The sequence below is a fragment of the Halococcus sediminicola genome (assembly GCF_000755245.1).
Lineage (GTDB): Archaea > Halobacteriota > Halobacteria > Halobacteriales > Halococcaceae > Halococcus > Halococcus sediminicola.
In genome coordinates, this window is record NZ_BBMP01000022.1 from 439,045 (window position 1) to 457,717 (window position 18,673).

Annotated in this window: 16 protein-coding genes and 1 tRNA gene; 14 read left to right on the forward strand and 3 right to left on the reverse strand. The window is 66.7% G+C overall.

Translation table 11 applies throughout. From position 1 onward, the window contains the following. Window positions 1–38 precede the first annotated feature (38 nt). On the forward strand, window positions 39–1,862 hold the full coding sequence (locus tag ACP97_RS11430) for an SLC13 family permease (protein WP_237561152.1): 1,824 nt from the start codon (window positions 39–41) through the stop codon (window positions 1,860–1,862). Window position 1,863: 1 nt separating this feature from the next. Here ACP97_RS11430 and ACP97_RS11435 read toward each other — a convergent pair whose 3' ends face one another. Continuing rightward, entirely contained in the window at window positions 1,864–2,367 is a 504-nt protein-coding gene (locus tag ACP97_RS11435; RefSeq protein ID WP_049997940.1) for a TspO/MBR family protein, read from the reverse strand. Window positions 2,368–2,519: 152 nt separating this feature from the next. Here ACP97_RS11435 and alaS point away from each other — a divergent pair, with 152 nt between their 5' ends. The 6 genes from alaS (at window position 2,520) to ACP97_RS21060 (ending at window position 10,637) form a co-directional block, all read left to right on the forward strand. After that, complete coding sequence (gene alaS / locus ACP97_RS11440; protein ID WP_049997941.1) at window positions 2,520–5,300, forward strand: alanine--tRNA ligase; 2,781 nt, start codon at window positions 2,520–2,522, stop codon at window positions 5,298–5,300. Between the two features lie 72 nt (window positions 5,301–5,372). Continuing rightward, window positions 5,373–6,884, forward strand: a complete 1,512-nt coding sequence (locus tag ACP97_RS11445; RefSeq protein WP_049997942.1) for an NADH-ubiquinone oxidoreductase-F iron-sulfur binding region domain-containing protein — start codon at window positions 5,373–5,375, stop codon at window positions 6,882–6,884. A gap of 1 nt (window position 6,885) precedes the next feature. Then, window positions 6,886–7,836 carry a 2Fe-2S iron-sulfur cluster-binding protein gene (locus ACP97_RS11450; RefSeq protein WP_049997943.1) on the forward strand — a complete coding sequence of 317 codons (951 nt, stop codon included), beginning with the start codon at window positions 6,886–6,888 and terminating at the stop codon, window positions 7,834–7,836. Next, entirely contained in the window at window positions 7,829–10,177 is a 2,349-nt protein-coding gene (gene fdhF / locus ACP97_RS11455; RefSeq protein ID WP_049997944.1) for a formate dehydrogenase subunit alpha, read from the forward strand. Before ACP97_RS11450 ends, fdhF begins: the two co-directional genes overlap by 8 nt. After that, on the forward strand, window positions 10,177–10,446 hold the full coding sequence (locus ACP97_RS11460) for an FmdB family zinc ribbon protein (protein ID WP_049997945.1): 270 nt from the start codon (window positions 10,177–10,179) through the stop codon (window positions 10,444–10,446). Before fdhF ends, ACP97_RS11460 begins: the two co-directional genes overlap by 1 nt. Before the next feature lie 56 nt (window positions 10,447–10,502). Beyond that, the gene (locus tag ACP97_RS21060; RefSeq protein WP_272913450.1) at window positions 10,503–10,637 is read left to right on the forward strand and encodes a hypothetical protein; all 135 of its coding nucleotides are present in this window, start codon (window positions 10,503–10,505) and stop codon (window positions 10,635–10,637) included. A gap of 18 nt (window positions 10,638–10,655) precedes the next feature. On the opposite strand, the gene ACP97_RS11465 is transcribed toward ACP97_RS21060, so the two are convergent. Then, window positions 10,656–10,728, reverse strand: a tRNA-Gln gene (locus ACP97_RS11465). A gap of 90 nt (window positions 10,729–10,818) precedes the next feature. Here ACP97_RS11465 and ACP97_RS11470 point away from each other — a divergent pair. The 6 genes from ACP97_RS11470 to ACP97_RS11495 all read left to right on the forward strand — a co-directional run bounded on the left by ACP97_RS11470 (window position 10,819) and on the right by ACP97_RS11495 (window position 16,871). Continuing rightward, window positions 10,819–11,391, forward strand: a complete 573-nt coding sequence (locus ACP97_RS11470) for an IMP cyclohydrolase (RefSeq protein WP_049997946.1) — start codon at window positions 10,819–10,821, stop codon at window positions 11,389–11,391. A 25-nt stretch (window positions 11,392–11,416) separates the two neighbouring features. Further along, window positions 11,417–12,076, forward strand: a complete 660-nt coding sequence (locus ACP97_RS11475) for a metallophosphoesterase family protein (RefSeq protein WP_049997947.1) — start codon at window positions 11,417–11,419, stop codon at window positions 12,074–12,076. Between the two features lie 136 nt (window positions 12,077–12,212). Then, window positions 12,213–13,187, forward strand: a complete 975-nt coding sequence (locus ACP97_RS11480) for a TackOD1 domain-containing metal-binding protein (RefSeq protein WP_154020001.1) — start codon at window positions 12,213–12,215, stop codon at window positions 13,185–13,187. Beyond that, on the forward strand, window positions 13,184–14,302 hold the full coding sequence (locus tag ACP97_RS11485) for a DUF2334 domain-containing protein (protein ID WP_049997949.1): 1,119 nt from the start codon (window positions 13,184–13,186) through the stop codon (window positions 14,300–14,302). Before ACP97_RS11480 ends, ACP97_RS11485 begins: the two co-directional genes overlap by 4 nt. After that, a complete protein-coding gene (locus tag ACP97_RS11490; protein WP_049997950.1) occupies window positions 14,299–15,765 on the forward strand; it encodes a glycosyltransferase family 2 protein in 1,467 nt (488 codons plus the stop codon). Before ACP97_RS11485 ends, ACP97_RS11490 begins: the two co-directional genes overlap by 4 nt. Next, entirely contained in the window at window positions 15,711–16,871 is a 1,161-nt protein-coding gene (locus ACP97_RS11495) for a glycoside hydrolase family 26 protein (RefSeq protein ID WP_049997951.1), read from the forward strand. Before ACP97_RS11490 ends, ACP97_RS11495 begins: the two co-directional genes overlap by 55 nt. 79 nt (window positions 16,872–16,950) lie before the next feature. Here the strand turns inward: ACP97_RS11495 and ACP97_RS11500 are convergent, their stop codons facing one another. Continuing rightward, window positions 16,951–18,132: an aspartate kinase gene (locus tag ACP97_RS11500; protein WP_049997952.1), complete on the reverse strand. Its 1,182-nt coding sequence runs from the start codon at window positions 18,130–18,132 to the stop codon at window positions 16,951–16,953. A 157-nt stretch (window positions 18,133–18,289) separates the two neighbouring features. Between ACP97_RS11500 and ACP97_RS11505 the strand changes: the two genes are divergently transcribed. Further along, entirely contained in the window at window positions 18,290–18,673 is a 384-nt protein-coding gene (locus tag ACP97_RS11505) for a GNAT family N-acetyltransferase (RefSeq protein ID WP_049997953.1), read from the forward strand.

Genomic DNA, 18,673 nt, shown 5'->3' on the forward strand with positions numbered 1-18,673 from the left:
CGACAGCAATCAAATAACCCACTGCCGAAACGTACCCAATGTCGTTCGGCGCGCTCGCAGTCAGTATCGGACAGCTACCGCCGATAACGACCGGGATGGCCGTCGTCTTCGCCGTCACCATCATGGCCTTCGCGCTCTTTGCGAGCGAACTCGTCCCCGTGGACGTCACCGCACTGCTCGTCATGGTCGCGCTGATGGTGCTCGAACCGTGGACGCAGGTCTCAATCGAAGAGGGTGTCTCGGGGTTTTCGAACAGCGCGACCATCACGGTGCTTGCGATGTTCATCCTGAGCGCGGGCATCAGCCGGACGGGCGCGGTCCAGCGCCTCGGGAAGTGGATGGCCGGCGTCGCCCGCGACGACGAACGCCGGCAGCTCCTTTCGGTCATCGGCGTCGCCGGTCTTCCGTCGGGGCTGCTCAACAACACGCCCATCGTTGCGATGCTGATTCCGGCGGTCTCCGATCTGGCGCGCGAGGGCGGGACCTCGCCCTCGAAACTCCTGTTGCCGCTGTCGTACGCCTCGATGGTCGGGGGCATGCTCACCCTGATTGGAACCTCGACCAACCTCGTGGCCAGCGACGTCTCGGCACGCCTGCTCGACCATCCCTTCTCGATGTTCGAGTTCACCGGACTTGGCGCGCTCGTCTTCCTCACGGGAGCGTTGTATCTCCTGTTGGTCGGCCATCGGCTCATCCCCGAGCGCATCGCGACCGGCGAGGGATTGCTTGCCGAGTTCGAGATGAGCGAGTATCTGACCGAGGTGGCTCTCGACGAGGGATCGCCGCTCGTCGGGCGGACGGTCGCGGCGGTCAACGAGGAGATCGGGCCGACCGTCGTGCAGGTGATTCGTGACGGCGCGGGCCGCATCGAACCGTTCGCCGCGGAGCGACTCGAAGCGGGCGACGCGCTCATCGTGCGGGGCGGAGTCGAGGAACTCCGCGCGTTCACTACGATGGACGGGCTCACGATTGCGACGACCGACGTGGACGAGCGCGATTTCGCGGCGGGCGAGCGCCAGCGCTTCGTCGAACTCGTCGTTCCCACGGGGTCGTCGCTCGTCGGCGTTCGACTCGCCGAATCGCCGTTCGGCGAGGGGGTAAACCCCCTGTCGCTGCGCCGCGGGGCCGAGTTGCTCCATCGCCGGTTGGGCGACGTGGCGCTCGACCGTGGCGATACGGTTCTCGTGCAGGCGACCGCCGAGCGCATCGAGCGGCTGGCGACCGACCCGAACGTCATCGTCGCGCGCGAACTCGAAGGAACCGACTACCGAACCGAGAAAATGCCCGTCGCCATCGGCATCGTGCTCTCGGTCGTGGGTCTGGCCGCGTTCGGCGTGCTCGACATCCTCGTGGCGGCGCTCGCTGGCGTCGTGGCGATGGTGCTCGGGGGCGTGCTCGACCCCGACGAACTCTACGACGCCGTCGAGTGGGACGTCATCCTCCTGCTCGCGGGATTGATTCCGCTCGGTATCGCCTTCTCCCAAACCGGGGCGGCCGGCCTCATCGGTGCGCTGGTCGCCGAGAGCGCCCAATATCTCCCGCCGCTGGGCGTGCTCTGGGTGTTTTACGTGATTACGGCGCTCACGACCGCCGTGGTGAGCAACGCCGGCAGCGTCGTGCTCATGATTCCGGTGGGCGTGGCGACGGCGGTTCAGATCGGCACGAATCCCTTCGCGTTCGTTTTGGCTGTCACGTTCGCAGCGAGCGCCGACTTCATGACGCCCATCGGCTACCAGACCAACCTGCTGGTGTACGGCCCGGGCGGCTACCGCTTCACTGACTACTTCCGGGTCGGCGCACCCCTTCAAATCCTGCTGTCGGTCGTGACGGTCCTCGGCATTTCGGTATTTTGGGGGCTGTGAGTCAGTTGAGCGTCCAGATGGCGTAGTTCAGCGCCGTCGCAAACGAGACCCACGCGAGATACGGCACCAGCAGGGCGGCGGCCCGGCGCTCGACGCGCGCGGCGGTCCCGATGGTGGCGACGATGGCGATCCAGAGCGGGACGATGACCGCCAGCCCCAAAATCGGCGATTCGAGACCAAAGAAGGCCGGCGACCACGCGAGGTTGAGGACGAACTGAATGGTGAACAGTGCGAGCGCGATTCGTACCCGCCGGCGGTCGAGACCCGCTTTCCAGACGAGCCACGCGGCCAGTCCCTGAAGGGCGTACAGCACCGTCCAGACCGGCCCGAAGACCCAACTCGGCGGCGTGAAGCCGGGCTTGTCGAGCGTCGAATACCACGTCTCGATCTGTGGGGCCGTGATGAGACCACCGGCCGCGCCGAGGAGGATACAGGCGACGACGACCGACGAGAGCGTGACGAGCGGACGGCGGTCGGGGAGCGAGCGCCAGTCGACCGTGGACATGGATTCGATAGATGAGCCAGCGATTTAGCGTTGCCGCCGGACGGGTGGCGGGCGACGATCGATTCGCCCGAAATCGCCCGACGAGGCGGCGAGCAGGCCGTTCCGAAACGGTACGCAACTGTTTTAGGCAAACGGTGGCTTGAGCGGATACCATGAGTACGCTCGAAACGGAGTATCGCCTGAAGTATTTCGAGGAAGAGGGGTTCGTCAGGAAGGAGTGTCCCGACTGCGGCGATTTCTTCTGGACGCGCGACGAGAGCCGCGAGAACTGCGGCGAGCCGCCCTGTGCGGAGTACGCCTTCATCGGGAACCCGAGCCTCGACGAAGAACATAGTTTAGAAGAGATGCGCGAGGCGTTTCTCTCCTTCTTCGAAGACCACGACCACGAGCGCATCGAACCATATCCTGTAGCGGCCAACCGCTGGCGCGACGACGTCCTGTTGACCCAGGCGTCGGTCTACGACTTCCAGCCACTCGTCACGTCGGGCGCGACGCCGCCACCGGCGAACCCGCTGACGATCAGCCAGCCCTGCATCCGGATGCAGGACATCGACAACGTCGGGAAGACGGGCCGCCACACGATGGCCTTCGAGATGATGGCCCACCACGCCTTCAACGCGCGTGAGGACCTCGACGACCCAGGCCAGTACGCCTACGAGGGTGAGGTCTACTGGAAGGACCAAACCGTGGAGTACTGCGACGAGTTCTTCGAGGCGATGGGAGCCAACCCCGAAGAGATCACCTACATCGAGGACCCGTGGGTCGGCGGCGGCAACGCCGGCCCGGCCATCGAAGTCATCTATCGCGGTGTGGAACTCGCCACGCTCGTCTTCATGTCGATGGAACAGGATCCGGATGGTGAGTACGAACTGAAGGACGGCAACACGTACTCGAAGATGGACACCTATATCGTCGACACGGGCTACGGGCTCGAACGCTGGACGTGGGTCTCACAGGGCACTCCCACAGTGTACGAGGCGATCTACCCCGAGATGATCTCCTTTTTGAAGGCAAATGCAGGAATCGACCACACCGACGAGCAGGAAGAACTCGTCACGCGCGCGGCGACCTTGGCTGGCCACATGGACATCGACGAAGCCGAGGACGCCGAACGCGCCCGCGGGACGATCGCCGAGCAGCTCGGCGTCGACGTCACCGAACTCCGCGAACTGCTCGAGCCGCTGGAGGCGATCTACGCCATCGCCGACCACTGCCGGACGCTCGCCTACATGCTCGGCGACGAGATCGTCCCCTCCAACGTAGGGACAGGCTATCTCGCGCGGATGGTGCTCCGGCGGACGAAACGACTCTGTGATACAGTAGGAGTGGACGCACCGCTCGACGAGTTGGTGGACATACAGGCCGAGCGGCTGGGCTACGAAAATCGGGATACGATCCGTGACATCGTGCGCACCGAACTCGAAAAGTACCGCGAAACGCTCGAACGCGGCGGGCGGCGGGTGCGCCAGCTCGCCGAGCAGTACGCCGACTGGGGCGAACCGATCCCTACCGACGAACTCATCGAGCTGTACGATTCCCACGGGATCCAGCCCGACATGGTCGCCGACATCGCCCGCGAGAAGGGGACTGATGTATCCGTGCCGGACGACTTCTACAGCCTCGTGGCCGCCCGCCACGGCGACGAGGGTGTGGTCGAGGAGACGGGAGAGAAAGCCGACGAGCGCGTGACCGGCCTTCCCGAGACGGAACTGCTCTACTACGACGACCAGAGCCGGATGGAGTTCGAGGCGATGGTGCTCGACGTCTTCGAGCGCGACGCGGGTTACGACGTGGTGCTCGACCGAACCCTGTTCTATCCGGAGGGTGGCGGTCAGCCAGCCGACACGGGCACCCTGAGCACGGACGACACGACCATCGACGTCGAGGACGTCCGCCGCGAGGGGAGCGTGGTGGTCCACCACACCGACGGCGACCCCGGCACCGGCGAGTTCGTCCGCGGGCAGGTCGACGCCGACCGGCGGCGACAGCTCATGCGCAACCACACCGCGACCCACATCGTGATTCACGCCGCGCGGCGAGTGCTCGGCGAGCACGTCAGACAGGCCGGCGCGCAGAAAGGCACTGACAAATCGCGCATCGACGTGCGTCACTACGCGCGCATCGACCGCGAGCAGGTGCGCGAGATCGAGCGCATCGCCAACGGCATCGTCACCGACAACGTCTCCGTGAGTTCGGAGTGGCCAGACCGCCACGACGCCGAGGACAGGTACGGCTTCGATCTCTATCAGGGCGGGATTCCGCCGGGCGAGCGCATTCGACTGATCCACGTCGCCGACGACGTCCAGGCCTGTGGCGGCACGCACGTCTCACGGACGGGCGACATCGGCACGATAAAGATCCTGAACACCGAGCGTGTCCAGGACGGCGTCGAGCGCCTCTCCTTTGCGGCCGGCCCGGCGGCCATCGAGGCGACCCAGCGGACCGAAGAGGCGCTCTCCGGGGCGGCCGAGACCCTCGACGTGACCCCCGAAGAGGTCCCCGAGACCGCCGCGCGCTTTTTCACCGAGTGGAAGGAGCGCGGCAAGCGCATCGAGGACCTCGAAGAACAGCTCGCCACGGCGCGCGCCAGCGGCGGCGTCGAGGGCGAAGAGGTCGCCGTCGGCGAGACGAGCGCCGTGATCCAGCGCATCGACAGCGACGTCGAGGAGCTGCGCGCGACGGCGAACGCGCTCGCGGAAGGTGGGCAGGTCGCGGTCGTCGCCAGCGGAACCGACGGCGCACAGTTCGTCGTCGCCGTGCCCGACGGCGTGGGCATCGACGCCGGCGAAGTGGTCGGCGAACTCGCCGGGCGCGTCGGGGGTGGCGGCGGCGGCCCGTCGGACTTCGCGCAGGGCGGCGGTCCCGAAACCGGGGCGCTCGACGGGGCGCTCGACGAGGCCCCCGACGTGCTGCGACAGGTGCTGAACGCCTGAGAATCGCGTTCGATCGTTCGTGTACGGTAGCTGTGAACAACGCTTTTGGTTCTCACGATGAAAGCTCGTCCGATGGTAGGCACCGAGGACGCAACGACGCCGGCGGTTCGCGTCGCCGTCGGCTCGGCGGAGTACGAGCGTGCGCAGGCCGTGCTTTCGGCGGCGCGCGAGGCGGCGGACGCCCCCGTCCACGAGACCGGCCCGACCGGTGCGGCGGCTCTCGCCCCGGTGGTGCTGGTCACGGCGGACGAACGGACGGCGTTTCACGCGAACGTCACGCCCGCCCGCGCCCGCGAACTGGTCGCGGCGCTCGACGATGGGGAATTGCCGACCGACGGCGCACACGCGGTCGTCGATCGTGACGAGAGGCTACCGACGCCCGATGCGGGACCGCTCGCGGTCGGTCGGCGGCGCGTCCTCGCGCGCTGTGGCTGGGCCACACCGGCGGCGCTCGACGAGTCGCTCACCGAACGAACGCGCGACGACCCGGACGATCTCCGGGAGGCCGTGGCCGGTACGGGCCTGCTCGGACGCGGGCGCGGCGACGGCCACACCGACGAGCCGATTTCGGAAGGCTGGAAGAACGCCCGCGGGAGCGACGGCGAGGCGGTGGTCGTCGTCAACGGCAACGAGAGCGATCCCGCCGTGGACGGCGACCGACTGCTGCTCGAAAGCCGTCCCGCGGAGATCGTCGACGGCGCGCTGGCGGTCGCGGCGGCCGTCGAGGCGACCGACGTCGTCGTCTATCTGAGCGACGAGGACGACCTCGCGGCGCGGCGGGTCCGCGAGGCCGTCGAGAGCGTCGATGCGGGCGGGACCGGCGTCGACATCGTCGCCGGACCGGACAGCTACATCGCCGGCGAGATGACGATGGCGCTCGAAGCGATGGAGGGTGCCGACCGTCTCGAAGCCCGCCTCCGCCCGCCGGGGCCGAGCGAGGTCGGGCTCTACGGCCGGCCGACGGTCGTCCACACGCCGCGGACGCTCGCACAGATACGCGCGTTCGCGGCCGCTCCAGACGAGTTCGAGACGAGCGCTGCCGACCCCGGCACCCGACTCCTCACCGTGACGGGCGACGGCGTGGCCGGGCCGACGACGGTCGAACTGGCCACCGACACCGCGCTGGCGGAGGCGGTCGCCAGTAGTGACGAGTACAAGATGGCCTGCGTCGGCGGGCGTTTCGGGGGTATCACGCGCTCGCTCGACGTGCCCGCGAGCGCGCCCGCATTGACCGGTGCGCGCCTCGGCACCGAAGGAGGGATCGAACTGTTCAACGGGGCGACGTGTGCGCTCGAACTCGCCGGTTCGCGCGCGAAGTTCGCCCGCGAGGCGAACTGCGGGCGCTGCGTGCCCTGCCGCGAGGGGTCGAAACAGCTCGTCGACCTCTTGCGCGACGTCTACGAGGGGCAGTATCAGCCGAGCGAGCTGCGCGAGCTGAGTCGTGTCGTCGCGGAATCGAGCACCTGCGAGTTCGGACAGGCCGCCCCACGACCGATAACGACGGCGATGGACGCCTTCGAGCGCGAGATCGCCGCTCACGCCGAGGGGCGCTGTCCGAGCGGCGTCTGCATGGAGAGTAACTAACATGAGTACTGACCAGACCGAACGGGCAGAATCGCTCCCGAGCGTGCCGTCGATCGACGATCCGCGGCCACAACCGCCGCTGACCGAGCATTTCAACCCGGGTACCGCGACCGACCCCGACGTGGGCGCGCGCGAGACGAGCAGCCTCACCGTCGACGGCGAAGAGGTGAGCGTCGGCGAAGAGGCGACGATCATCGACGCGCTCGAAGAAGTGGGAGCCGACGAGGACCTGTCGGCGCTATGCTATTACGACCGCGAGGACACCGACAGGATCGGCCCGCGCAGCGAATGTCGGACCTGTATGGTCGAGACCGACGAACACGGCCTGGTACCGTCGTGTAGCTTCCCCGCCGAGGAGGGGCTGACGGTGCGGACGGATAGTACAGAGGCCGAAGAGGCACGATCGGTCAATCTCGACCTCGTGCTCTCGGACCACAACCTCCGGTGTACGACCTGTGGGAAGAACGGCCGCTGCGAGCTCCAGGACGCCGCCATCGAGGCGGACGTCGAGGTGCCCCGGTATGGGGTGTTCGACGACCGCGACGAGTACGAACCCATCGACGAGTCCTCACCGTTCATCCAGATCGACCGCAACAAGTGCATCCTCTGCAATCGCTGCGTCGAAGCCTGCAACGACGTCCAGGTCGAGGGCGTGCTGCGCATCGAGGGGAGCGGCCCGGACACGCGCATCGGCTTTCAAAATGGTGCCGACGAGATGATGGACTCGACGTGTGTCTCCTGTGGCCACTGTGCGACGGTCTGTCCGACCGGTTCGCTCGTCGAACAGGACTACACCGACGCGGCGACGATCCCGCTGCCGGGATTCACCCAGGAGAACTCCATCGGGAAGACCATCGGCGAGGACTACGACGGGCAGCCGAACCCGGCGACGCCGATGAAGGGCAACCAGACCTACGAGGACGACGCGCTCGGGGAGGCCAACGATGACTGAACAGCAAAACGGCGGCGGGGAGGGTGGGGAGGACGAGAAGAAGGGCGTCGCGGGCTTCATGCAGCGCGCACGCGAGCAGGCCAGCGCGGCGAGCGAGACGGACGTGACGAAGACGGCCCCGTTCAAGGCGTTCGAACACGCCACCGAGTCGGTCGCGCTGAACACGATGACCGAGGGGCGACTGTTCGACGTGGCCGACGCGCTCTCCGATTACCGTCTGCAGGACGTGGACGTGACCGACACAACCTGTGGCTACTGCGCCGTAGGCTGTCGGTTCGATCTCCACACCAAAGATGGAGAGGTGCTCGGTGCACGACCGACCGATCCCGAGAAAGCGCCGATCAACGGCATCTCGACCTGCGTGAAGGGGAAGTTCAGCTACAATTACGTGAACAGCGACGAACGCCTCACCGAACCGCTCGTCAAGGAAGACGGCGAGTTCCGGGAAGCGTCGTGGGACGAGGCGCTCTCGCGGGTAGTGGAGGGACTCGGCGACATCATCAAGGAAGATAGCCCGGACGCGCTCGGGTTGATCTCCTCGTCGAAGGCGACCAACGAGGACAACTACGCGATGCAGCGGTTCGCCCGCGAGGTCATCGGGACCAACAACGTCGACAACTGCAACCGCCTCTGTCACGCGCCGACGGTCGCGGCGCTCAAACAGACCGTCGGTTACGGCGCGGCCTCGGTGGGGATGGACGACCTCGAAAACACCGACTGCTACCTGCTCTCGGGGTCGAACACGACCGAAGCCCACCCCGTGCTTGCGACGCGCATCAAACAGAACGTCGCCGACGGGGCTGACATGGTGGTCTTCGACCCCCGGAAAGTCCAGATCGCCGAGTACGCGACCCAGTACACCAGAACAGAACCGGGCTACGACACGGCCTGGATCAACGGACTCACTCGCTATATCATCGAACACGACCTCCACGACGAGGAGTTCATCGACGAGCGCACCGACGGCTTCGACGACCTGAAGGAGCATCTCGACCAGTTCACCCCCGAGTACGTCGAGCGGGTGTCGGGGGTCCCACCGGAAGAGTTGGCGTCGGCAGCGGAGACGATCGCCGAAGCGGAGTCGTGCTGTTTCTGCTGGACACTCGGGCTGACCGAGCACACGAATGGTACAGAAAACATCATCTCGATGTCGAACCTCGCGCTCGTCACCGGCAACATCGGCAAGCCCGGTGCGGGGCTGTCGCCGTTTAGAGGACAGAACAACGTCCAGGGTGGCGGCGGGGACATGGGCCCGCTGCCGAACAACTTCCCGGGCTACCAACCGGTGACCGACGACGAGATCCGCGAGAAGTTCGAGGAAGCCTACGGGACGGAGATCCCCGAAGAAGAGGGGTGGCGGACGACCGAACAGTTCCTCGCGGCCGACCGGGGCGACCTCCGCGGGATGTACATCATGGGCGAGAACGCCTCGCTCTCCGAACCCGGCGTCGAGCACGCCCAGGAGGTCTTGGACGATCTCGATTTCCTCGTGGTGCAGGACATCTTTCTCACCGAGACCGCCGAACACGCCGACGTCGTCCTGCCGGCGACGACCGCCGTCGAATCGAACGGGACGTTCACGAGTTCGAGCCGGCACGTCCAGTTGGTGAAGCGCGCGATCGAGCCGAAGGGCAACAGTCGCGGGGACTGGGAGATCCTCCAGGCGCTCGCCGGTCGGTTCGGCCACGACTGGGGGTTCGAATCGCCATCGGAGATCATGGACGAGATCGCCGAGCTGACACCCATCTACGGGGGAATCAGCCACGAACGCCTCGAAAGCGGTGCGGAGCTCCAGTGGCCCTGCTGGGACGACGACCACCCGGGCACCACGCGACTGTACGAGGAGGAGTTCAACACCGCGGACGGCAAGGCGTCGCTCATCCCGACGGGACCGAACGAGCCGGCCGACCTCACGGACGACGAGTTCCCGCTGACGATGACCACCGGACGGGTGCTCTACCAGTACCACACGGGGACGATGACCCACCGCGAGGAGGGGATCATGTCCTACGTCGGCGAGGACTTCGTCGAGATCAACCCGCGGACGGCCGCCGACGCGGGTATCGAAAACGGCGAGTACGTCCGCGTCGAGTCGCGCCACGGGACGATCCGCGTCAAGGCACAGGTCACCGAGCGGCCCGGTCGCGACACCGTGTTCGTCCCGATGCACTTCGCCGAATCGGCCGTGAACACGCTCACCGACGAGAACGACCTCGACGCGGCGGCGCGAACGCCCGAGTACAAGGTGACGAGCGTGCGGCTTCGCTCGGGTGAGGAGAGCGACCCGGCGCGCACGACGCGCGAGACCGGCGACCGAGCGCTCGCGGAGTCAGACGACTGATGACGCTCACACGACGCATCAAGCAGGCGGCGGGGCTCGCCGACGGCGAGGTCGGCGTCGAGAGCGACCGCGAACACGACGTTCGGGAGTGTACGGTCTGCGGGGAGCACTTCGACCCCGATACGACGACGTGTCCGGCCTGCGGCAGTCGGCTGAGCCGGACGAAGACGGTCGTGCCGCACGCACGTTTGAATCTCCTCGTGGTGCTCGCGGCGACCGGCCTGCACGCGATCCGGAACGTGCTCACGGGCAACATCCCGCCGGAATAGCCCTCGATTTTTCCCTGGCCAGCGCCCTTATCCGTTTTCCGTCCCGAAAAGCATGCATGACACGCCACGAGGATCAACCGACGCCCGACGGGAGCGACGAGTTGTTCGTCTGTCTGGACTGTGGCTACGAAAGTATCGAAGAGACCGAGAACTGTCCGGAGTGTGGCGGTGAATTGGCGGTCAAACACTGACCGCGGGTCGGAAGAGAGTAGTCCCACCAGGAGTCGAACCTGGGTCGAAGCCCCCAGAAGGCTTCAGGATTGGCCGCTACCCCATGGGACTGTACACCCACCTATTTCGCCGACCCACCTAAGCGTTGCGCGTTCGACCGACGACCGCCAGCTACTTGCGGCCGAAAGCGGGAGGACTGCCATGTACGTCGGACGATTCCTCGTCGTCGGTCCCGACATCGGTGCCTACCGCGTCTCCTCGCGGTCGTTCCCCCATCGAAAGATCGTCGAACGCGACGACGCCCTCACCGTGGTGCCGACCGACGCGGCCGACGAGACGGACAACCCGTACGTCTCATACAACTGCGTGCGACCGGTCGGCGAGCGGGTCGTCGTCGGCAACGGCTCGCACACCGACCCGATCGCCGAGAAACTCGCGCTCGGCTATCCCGCCCGCGACGCACTCGCCCTGTCCTTGCTCGCGCTCGATTTCGAGAAGGACGACTACGACACTCCGCGCATCGCCGGCGTCGTCGGTCCGCAGAGTTTCATCGGAACGGTCCGCCGCGACGGACTCGTCGTCGAGGAAGTGACGGAGCCGACGCTGGTGGCGACCTACGAGAAAGACAGTCCCGAGCCAACGGAGTTCGACGTCGAGGGTGCGAAAGAGGCGGCGAGCGCCGTCTACGAACGGGAGTTCGAGCATCCGGTCTGTGCGGCCGGCGTCGCACGGGTTGGTGGAGGATTCGAGACGGCCATCGAAAACGGCGATTGAAGTCCCGCGAGGTCCTACACGGAGCATGAACGTCGGCGTCATCGCGGACATTCATGGCAATCGGGTCGCGCTCGATGCGGTCCTCGACGACATGCTACCCGTCGATGGACTGATCTGTGCCGGCGACGTGGTGGGCTACAACCCGTGGCCCGGCGCGTGCGTCGATGCGGTGCGCGAGCGGGAAACCCCGACCGTGATGGGCAACCACGACCGCGCGGTCGCGACCGACACGAGCTTTTCGTTCAACAGCATGGCCGGTGCCGGCGTCGCGTACGCCCGCGAGCAACTCGACGACGAGCAGATGGCGTGGCTCGCGGAACTGCCCAACGAGCGCACCGCGTTCGATGGACGAATGAAGATCGTCCACGGCCATCCCGAGGATCCGGACCGCTACACCTACCCCGATATGTTCGCCGCGGACATGCTCGGCGACGAGGACGTGCTCGTGCTGGGCCACACGCACGTCCAACACTACGAATCGTACGACGAAGGTATCGTCCTGAACCCGGGCAGCGTCGGTCAACCGCGCGACGGCGACCCGCGGGCGGCGTACGCAGTTCTCGATTCGGATGCGATGACCGTCACCGAACACCGAGTCGAGTACGACATCGAGAGCGTCGAGCAGGCGGTGAGCGAGGCGGGGCTACCCGACGCGATCGGGAGCCGACTGTGGAAGGGCCGCTGACGCGCGTGCGCCACAAACGCGGTTGTTCTCGTCGAAATCCGGCCGGAGAGATGATCGTCTTTCCTCGAACTTCCTGAAATTTAATAGCCTAGATACTCACGTTAACGGAGTTCTGTCCATCCGATATGGTGTAATGATGGGACGTCTTTCGTTGCTGAATCAACTCGCCGCGGGGTCGACCGAATGGCTCGAACCCGCCTTCGACTCGACGACGGGCACCGTGCGCTATCCGGGTGTCGAAGGGGACGGAGCCGGCGAGAGTCTGCCGACGGCGCTCGAAGCGCTGGCGACGCGGGGAGTGTTGGACGAGGAGTTCGACGAACGGGTCGTCGCGTGTCCGGACTGTGGATCGGGCGGCCTCGACGTCCGGCCGTCGTGTCCCAACTGTGAGTCACGGAACACCACGGCGGTCGCGGTGGTCGAACACGTCGTCTGTGGCTGTGTCAGGCCGCGGGCGGAGTTCGAGGCGGACGGGGAGTTCGTCTGTCCGAAATGCGAGAGCGAGATCGACTCGCTCGACGAGGGCTGCGAGCGGATGGGGACGATGCAGTGCTGTCGTGACTGTGGCGAGCGCTCGGACGCGCTCACCCATCGCCTCGACTGCGCCACCTGTGGCAGTTGCACGCCCGAGGAGGCGAACGACGTCCGACTCTACCGCTATCGCTTCGACGACGACCGGCGCGATTGGCTCGAAACGCTTCTCGGCGTCAGGGAGGGCCTGACCGACGCGCTCGAAGCACGTGGATACGACGTGCGCCGGGACGTCGCCGTCGACGGTGACGCCGGCCAACGGTACATCGATTGCTACGCCAGCGACACGACGTTCGGCGTCGAGATCGTCGCCGCCGTTCACGACGCCGTCGACGTCCAGGCCATCGAGGAGTTGCGGGCGGTCGCGGACGCGACCGGAGCGCGCCCCGTCATCGCAACCCCGGTCACGGGGCGGAACGGCGCGGCGGTGGCGCTCGCCGAAGCGAAGGGCATCACCGTGATGGCAATCGACGAAAGCGGCGCGGTGGTGGGACAGTCCCCGGTAGCCGCTCCCGCGAGCAGCGTTTCCGGACCCGCCACGGCCGCGACGGGCGCTTCGACGGCGTCCCGGTCCCGATGAGTTCGCGCGCACGCGTCGTCGCGGTCTCGGTGGCGCTGCTCGCGCTCGTCACGGTCGCCTCGGTGACGGTCGGACTGTCCTCGCTCGGCGTCTCCACGGGCGACGCCACCGACGCCGGCGTGGCGACCGACACCGCCTCCGACACGACGCCGATGGCGGAAGAGGCACTCCTCGACCGCTCGACGCTCCCCGAACGGACGCCCGACGGGAGATCGTATCAATCGATAGTTATCTTCCGCAACGACGACATCCAGGGCAACTACCGCCCGGCGACGATGCGGGCGGTCGACGACATCTTCGTCGAGGAGGAGGTGCCGGTGACGCTCGCGGTCATCCCGCGCATCGGCGATCGGCCCATCACCGACAGCGAGGGGACGTGTTCGTATCTCGTCGAGACCAAACGCGCCCACCCGAAACTGTTCGAGTTCTCGCTACACGGCTACACCCACGACTCGGCGACAGAGTTCTACGAGGAAAGCGAGTTCGGCGGTCTGCCCGCCGCCGAACAGGCGGACCGCATCGCCAGCGGGAAGCGGACCTTGGAGAACTGCACCGGTCTCACACCGCGGACGTTCGTGCCACCGTTCAACACCTACGACGCGAACACGACCGCCGCGCTCGGCGCACAGGACATCACGACCGTCTCGGGCGGCGACTGGTTCACCGAACAGTACTACGGACAGGGAGAGCCGTTCACGAGCGGCGGGGCCGTCCACGTCCCCTCGACGCACTCGTTCGTCGGGAACTGGACGACCGACGAGTTCCATAGTCAAGCGGAGATGCGCCGCGGGTTCGATGCCGCCTACGCGAACGGGTCGGTGTACGTCCAGATGCTCCACTACCCGACGTTCAACACTACGGAAAAGCGCGAGCGCCTGCGCTCGTTCGTCCGCTACACGAAGTCTCACGACGACGTGAAGTTCATGACCGTCGAGGAGTTCGGGCGGGCGACACACGAAGGAACGCTCCAGCGTACGTCGGAGGGGTGGTACTACGGGAACCGGAATAGTGCGACCCCCTCGGCGTTCGCGGCGAACGCCAGCGTTCGAGACGTGAACGCGACGCCCGGAGCGGTCAAGGCGAGCGAAGGCGACGGACGGAGGGCCGGGGCGTGAGCCGGTTCGAGCGGGCCGCCGCCATCGTGGGCATCGTGGTCGTCTTCTGTTCGTTCGGCCTGCTGTATCTCCTGATGAACCGGTACGTGTTCTTCATCTGTGCCGGCGTCGGGGTCGTGACGGCCGCCGGGAGCCTGCTCGCGATCGCCGTACTCGACCGGACCGACAACCGCGAGGAGATGTGGCTGCTCGGCTTCTTCTATCTGCTGGCCATCCTCACCCCGCCGGTGTTCGCGTTTGCACTGTTCGACGGCGTGCTCGCGCCGCTGTCGGTCGTCTTCCTCGTCGCGCTGACGCTCGTGTTCTTCTACTACTCGTACTTCCTCCCGATTGCGCTGTTCGACGTGAGCACGACCGAGAGCCACACCGCGAGCGCGCCGTATCCGACGGTGTCGGTGCTCGTCCCGGCGTACAACGAGGCGGGCGGTATTGGCGCGTGCATCGACGCGCTCCGGGCGAGCGAGTATCCTGAAGACAAACGCGAGATCATCGTCATCGACGACGGCTCGACCGACGGCACCTACGAGGAGGCGCTAGCACACGCCGGCGAGGGCGTGAAAGTCGTCCGCAAGCGAAACGGCGGGAAGCACTCGGCGATGAACTACGGGATGCTCTACGCCGACGGCGAGATCGTCGTCACCGTCGATGCCGACAGCGTGGTAGCTCCGAACGCGCTCGACAGGCTGGTCGGGGCCTTCCAGGCCGACCCGGACCTCGGCGCGGTCGCGGGCAACATCAAGGTCGACAACCGGGGCAGCCTCGTCACGAACCTCCAGTCGCTCGAATACATCGTCGGCATCCTCGTCTTCCGGCGGGCGTTCAGCGCGCTCGGCTCCGTGCCGGTGGTGCCCGGCGCGCTCGGTGCCTACCGCCGCGAGGTGCTCGACGCCGTGGGGCTGTACGACCCCGACACGCTGACCGAGGACTTCGATACCTCCATCAAGACGCTGAAGGGGGATTGGAAGATCCGCTCGGTCGATGCTCTGTGCAAGACCGAGGCCCCGATGACGTGGACGGACCTCTACAAGCAGCGTCTGCGGTGGTATCGGGGCAACTTCATGACGCTCATCAAACACCGCGACGTGTTCACGAACACGCGCTTTGGCTACCTGCAGGGCGGGGTCTTCCCGATGATGCTGCTGAACCTCACGGTCGTCCCGCTCGCGGGGTTCGTCATCGTCGCCTCCATCCTCCTGCAGGCGCTCGCGGGCGAGTTCCTCACGCTGCTGTCGATGTTCGCCTTCTTCGCGCTGTTGCAGGGCCTGCTCTCGCTCATCGCGCTGTGGATGGACGGCGAGCGCGCGTCGCTCGCGCTGTACGCGCCGCTGTTCATCGTCGGCTATCGCCAGTTCATCGATACCGTCGTGTTGAAGGCCGTCCTCGACGTGCTCACCGAGCGCGACCTGCAATGGACGAGCGCGAAACGCAGCACCGAGCGGCTTCGAGCGAGGGAGGGCGACTGACCCAGTCCGCATCCCGACCCGAGCCGACGCGCCGGGCGTTCCTACGAGCCGGGGCGGTCGCGGGGCTGACGGTCGCCGGTGGCTGCGGGCGGCTCGGATCGGATAGAAGTCAGCCGTGGACGGTGCTCGGGGCGTATCCGGGAGCGAACCCGACGCGCCGGGCAACGTTCGGCCCGTTCGAGCGGTGGCTCGGGCGGCGACACGCGGTCATCGTCTGCTACGTCGATGCGGGCGGGGAGTCGCCGGCGGCCATCGAACGCTTCGTCGACGGGCTGACGCGGCTCTGGGAGAGCGGTCACGTCCCGATGGTGACGTGGCAGCCACGACCGCGGACACCAGAGGAGCGCCGGAATCTCACTCGGACCATCGAGCGGGGGAACTACGACGCGGTGGTCGACCGGTGGGCCGAACGGCTCGCCGCGTGGGTGCGTGCGGACCCGAATCGGCGGTTCTACTTCCGGCCGCTGCCCGAGATGAACCGTCCGGGAGTGGTGTGGGGCGGCGCGAACGCGACGCCCGCGAGCTACGTCGGCGCGTGGGTGCGCCTCCGCGAGCGGTTCGCGCGGACGAGTTTGGGGAAAGAAGAAATCCAGTGGATATGGAACCCGAACGCGACCGACGTCGGCGACGTGCGTGCCGAGCGGTACTATCCGGGCGACAGTCACGTGGAGTGGGTCGGCATCGACGGCTACAACTTCGGCGACAGTGCGCCGTGGTCGACGTGGCAGGAGCCGGAAGCGGTGTTCGCGCCGATGGTCGAGCGCATGCGGGCACTCGCCGACAAGCCGCTCGCGATTCCGGAGTTCGCCAGCACCTCGTTGCGCGGCGGCCGGTACGAGCCACGGAAAAAGGCCGAGTGGATCGCCGATGCGTTCGCGTACGTCCGCCGCGAGCGCATCCGGATGGCGTGCTGGTTCGACATCGACAAGGAGACCGACTGGGCGGTCTTCGGCGGCGAGCGCGGAACCGACAGCTACCGCCAATCGGGCGCGCGCTATCGTGTCTACGGAAGCTACCGGCGGGCCGCGAACGAAGAACACGTTCTCGAAGCGAGACCGGCGTCCGAGGGCGTGCTCTCGGATGAAACGTTCACCGGAACCGACTGATGTCGCACGGTCGATTAGCTCGGAAACCGGCGAGCCGCGACCGTATCGGTTGTCCACAGGTGCGTTTCGTGGTGGCGATTCAATCGAACGTCTCTTGAATCAGTGACAGCGCCTGCTCGCGGTCGTCCCAGTCGACGAACACCGCCACCGAGGTCGCGCTCGTGATCACGTCGTGAACGACGATGTGCTCGTCGGCGAGAGTCTCGATCATCCCCTGTGCGACGCCCGATTGGGTGGGGAGTTCGCCGCCGGTGACTCGGAGGGCGGCGACGTCCGCATCCACTGTGACGCTGGAGAGGGCGTCCTCGTCGATGACGCGCTCGTGGAGCACCGTCTCGGCCTCGGTCGCGTCCTCGGTGTAGACGTAGAAGGTGATCGAATCGAGACCGCTCGCGGCCGCGTCGATGTTGATACCCACGTCCGAGAGTGCGCCCGACAGCGCCGCGAGGATGCCCGGGCGGTTCCTGATGGCCCGCCCGGCGACCGTGAGACACGACAACGGCATCTCCTGGAGGTCGATGAGCGTCTCGAAAGTGCCCTCGATGCTGGTTCCGCCCTGTAACAGGTCGCCGTGTTGGTAGTGGACGACCCGAACCCCGAGGTCCGAACCCTTGTAGTTGAGCGCGCTCGGCGCGATGACTTCGGCCCCGCGAAAGGAGAGGTTGCGCAGTTCGTCGACGCTGATCTCGGCGACGTTGCGTGCACCCTCCACGACCCGGGGATCGCCGGTCATCACGCCCTCGACGTCGGTGACGATGACGACCTCCTCGGCGTCCATGTAGTTGCCGAGCATCACGGCAGTGGTATCCGACCCGCCGCGGCCGAGGGTGGTGACCGAACCGGCGTGGTCCTCGGCGAGAAAGCCCGCGATCACCGGGACAGTGTCGCCCATCCGGTCGGCGAGCGCCTGCGCGCGACGGGTGGTCTCCTCAACGTCGACTTCTCCCCGCGAGTCGGTGACGACGGGCCAACCCTCGCCGCCGGGTTCGAGGAACTCGGCATCGACGCCGCGCGCCGAGAGGGCGGCCTTGACCATCCGGGCGGAGGTGCGCTCGCCCATGCTGACGATTTCGGCTCGATCGCCCTCCTCGGCGTCGAACTGGATCTCGCGCAGCAGGAAGTCCGTGGTGGAACCCATCGCACTGACGACGACCGCTATCTCGTGACCGGCCTCGACGGCGGCCGCGACCGAATCCGCAGCCCGGTTCACCCGGTCGCCGCTGCCCAAACTCGTGCCCCCGAACTTCGCTACGACGCGCATTCGATCCTCCGCCGACGAACGCCTACCGTGTGAGTGTGGTGCATGGTTTGCGGTGGTCTCGATGGAGGATAACTGCTTTCATCTACGGTGTCTCGCCGGTCGGCCACCGACCGTGGTCCGTGTCAGGGTTTAACTACCTCCGTCCCGACGGCGTGGCATGGAGGTGCGCGATGCCGTCGAAGCCGACGCCGGACGGCTGGCCGCGCTCGGCGACGCGCCGGCGGAGACGATGCGAAACCTGGTCCACGATAGAACGGTGCGCGTGGCTGACGAGGGCGACAGCGTCGTCGGGTTCGTGAGTTTCGATGCCCGCCGCGACGCGGTCCACGTCACCCAGTTCGACGGCCAGCCGAAGGCGGTCGAACGCCTGCTCGACGAACCCGCACGGTTCGCCCGAAACGAAGGGATGGCCGCCGAACTGCTCGTCGAGGCGTCGAACGAGGGTCTCAGACGTGCCGCAACCGAGGCGGGGTTTCGAGAGGTCGGCTCGGGACCACGCTTCGACGGTGCGGCGACGGTGAAGTTCCGACTCGATGCGTAG

Bases quoted from the DNA above. Each gene is read 5' to 3' on its own strand.
- ACP97_RS11430 (WP_237561152.1), top strand. From the start codon at position 39: ATGTCGTTCGGCGCGCTCGCAGTCAGTATCGGACAGCTACCGCCGATA.
- ACP97_RS11435 (WP_049997940.1), bottom strand. From the start codon at position 2,367: ATGTCCACGGTCGACTGGCGCTCGCTCCCCGACCGCCGTCCGCTCGTC.
- alaS (WP_049997941.1), top strand. From the start codon at position 2,520: ATGAGTACGCTCGAAACGGAGTATCGCCTGAAGTATTTCGAGGAAGAG.
- ACP97_RS11445 (WP_049997942.1), top strand. From the start codon at position 5,373: ATGGTAGGCACCGAGGACGCAACGACGCCGGCGGTTCGCGTCGCCGTC.
- ACP97_RS11450 (WP_049997943.1), top strand. From the start codon at position 6,886: ATGAGTACTGACCAGACCGAACGGGCAGAATCGCTCCCGAGCGTGCCG.
- fdhF (WP_049997944.1), top strand. From the start codon at position 7,829: ATGACTGAACAGCAAAACGGCGGCGGGGAGGGTGGGGAGGACGAGAAG.
- ACP97_RS11460 (WP_049997945.1), top strand. From the start codon at position 10,177: ATGACGCTCACACGACGCATCAAGCAGGCGGCGGGGCTCGCCGACGGC.
- ACP97_RS21060 (WP_272913450.1), top strand. From the start codon at position 10,503: ATGACACGCCACGAGGATCAACCGACGCCCGACGGGAGCGACGAGTTG.
- ACP97_RS11470 (WP_049997946.1), top strand. From the start codon at position 10,819: ATGTACGTCGGACGATTCCTCGTCGTCGGTCCCGACATCGGTGCCTAC.
- ACP97_RS11475 (WP_049997947.1), top strand. From the start codon at position 11,417: ATGAACGTCGGCGTCATCGCGGACATTCATGGCAATCGGGTCGCGCTC.
- ACP97_RS11480 (WP_154020001.1), top strand. From the start codon at position 12,213: ATGGGACGTCTTTCGTTGCTGAATCAACTCGCCGCGGGGTCGACCGAA.
- ACP97_RS11485 (WP_049997949.1), top strand. From the start codon at position 13,184: ATGAGTTCGCGCGCACGCGTCGTCGCGGTCTCGGTGGCGCTGCTCGCG.
- ACP97_RS11495 (WP_049997951.1), top strand. From the start codon at position 15,711: ATGGACGAGCGCGAAACGCAGCACCGAGCGGCTTCGAGCGAGGGAGGG.
- ACP97_RS11500 (WP_049997952.1), bottom strand. From the start codon at position 18,132: ATGCGCGTCGTAGCGAAGTTCGGGGGCACGAGTTTGGGCAGCGGCGAC.
- ACP97_RS11505 (WP_049997953.1), top strand. From the start codon at position 18,290: ATGGAGGTGCGCGATGCCGTCGAAGCCGACGCCGGACGGCTGGCCGCG.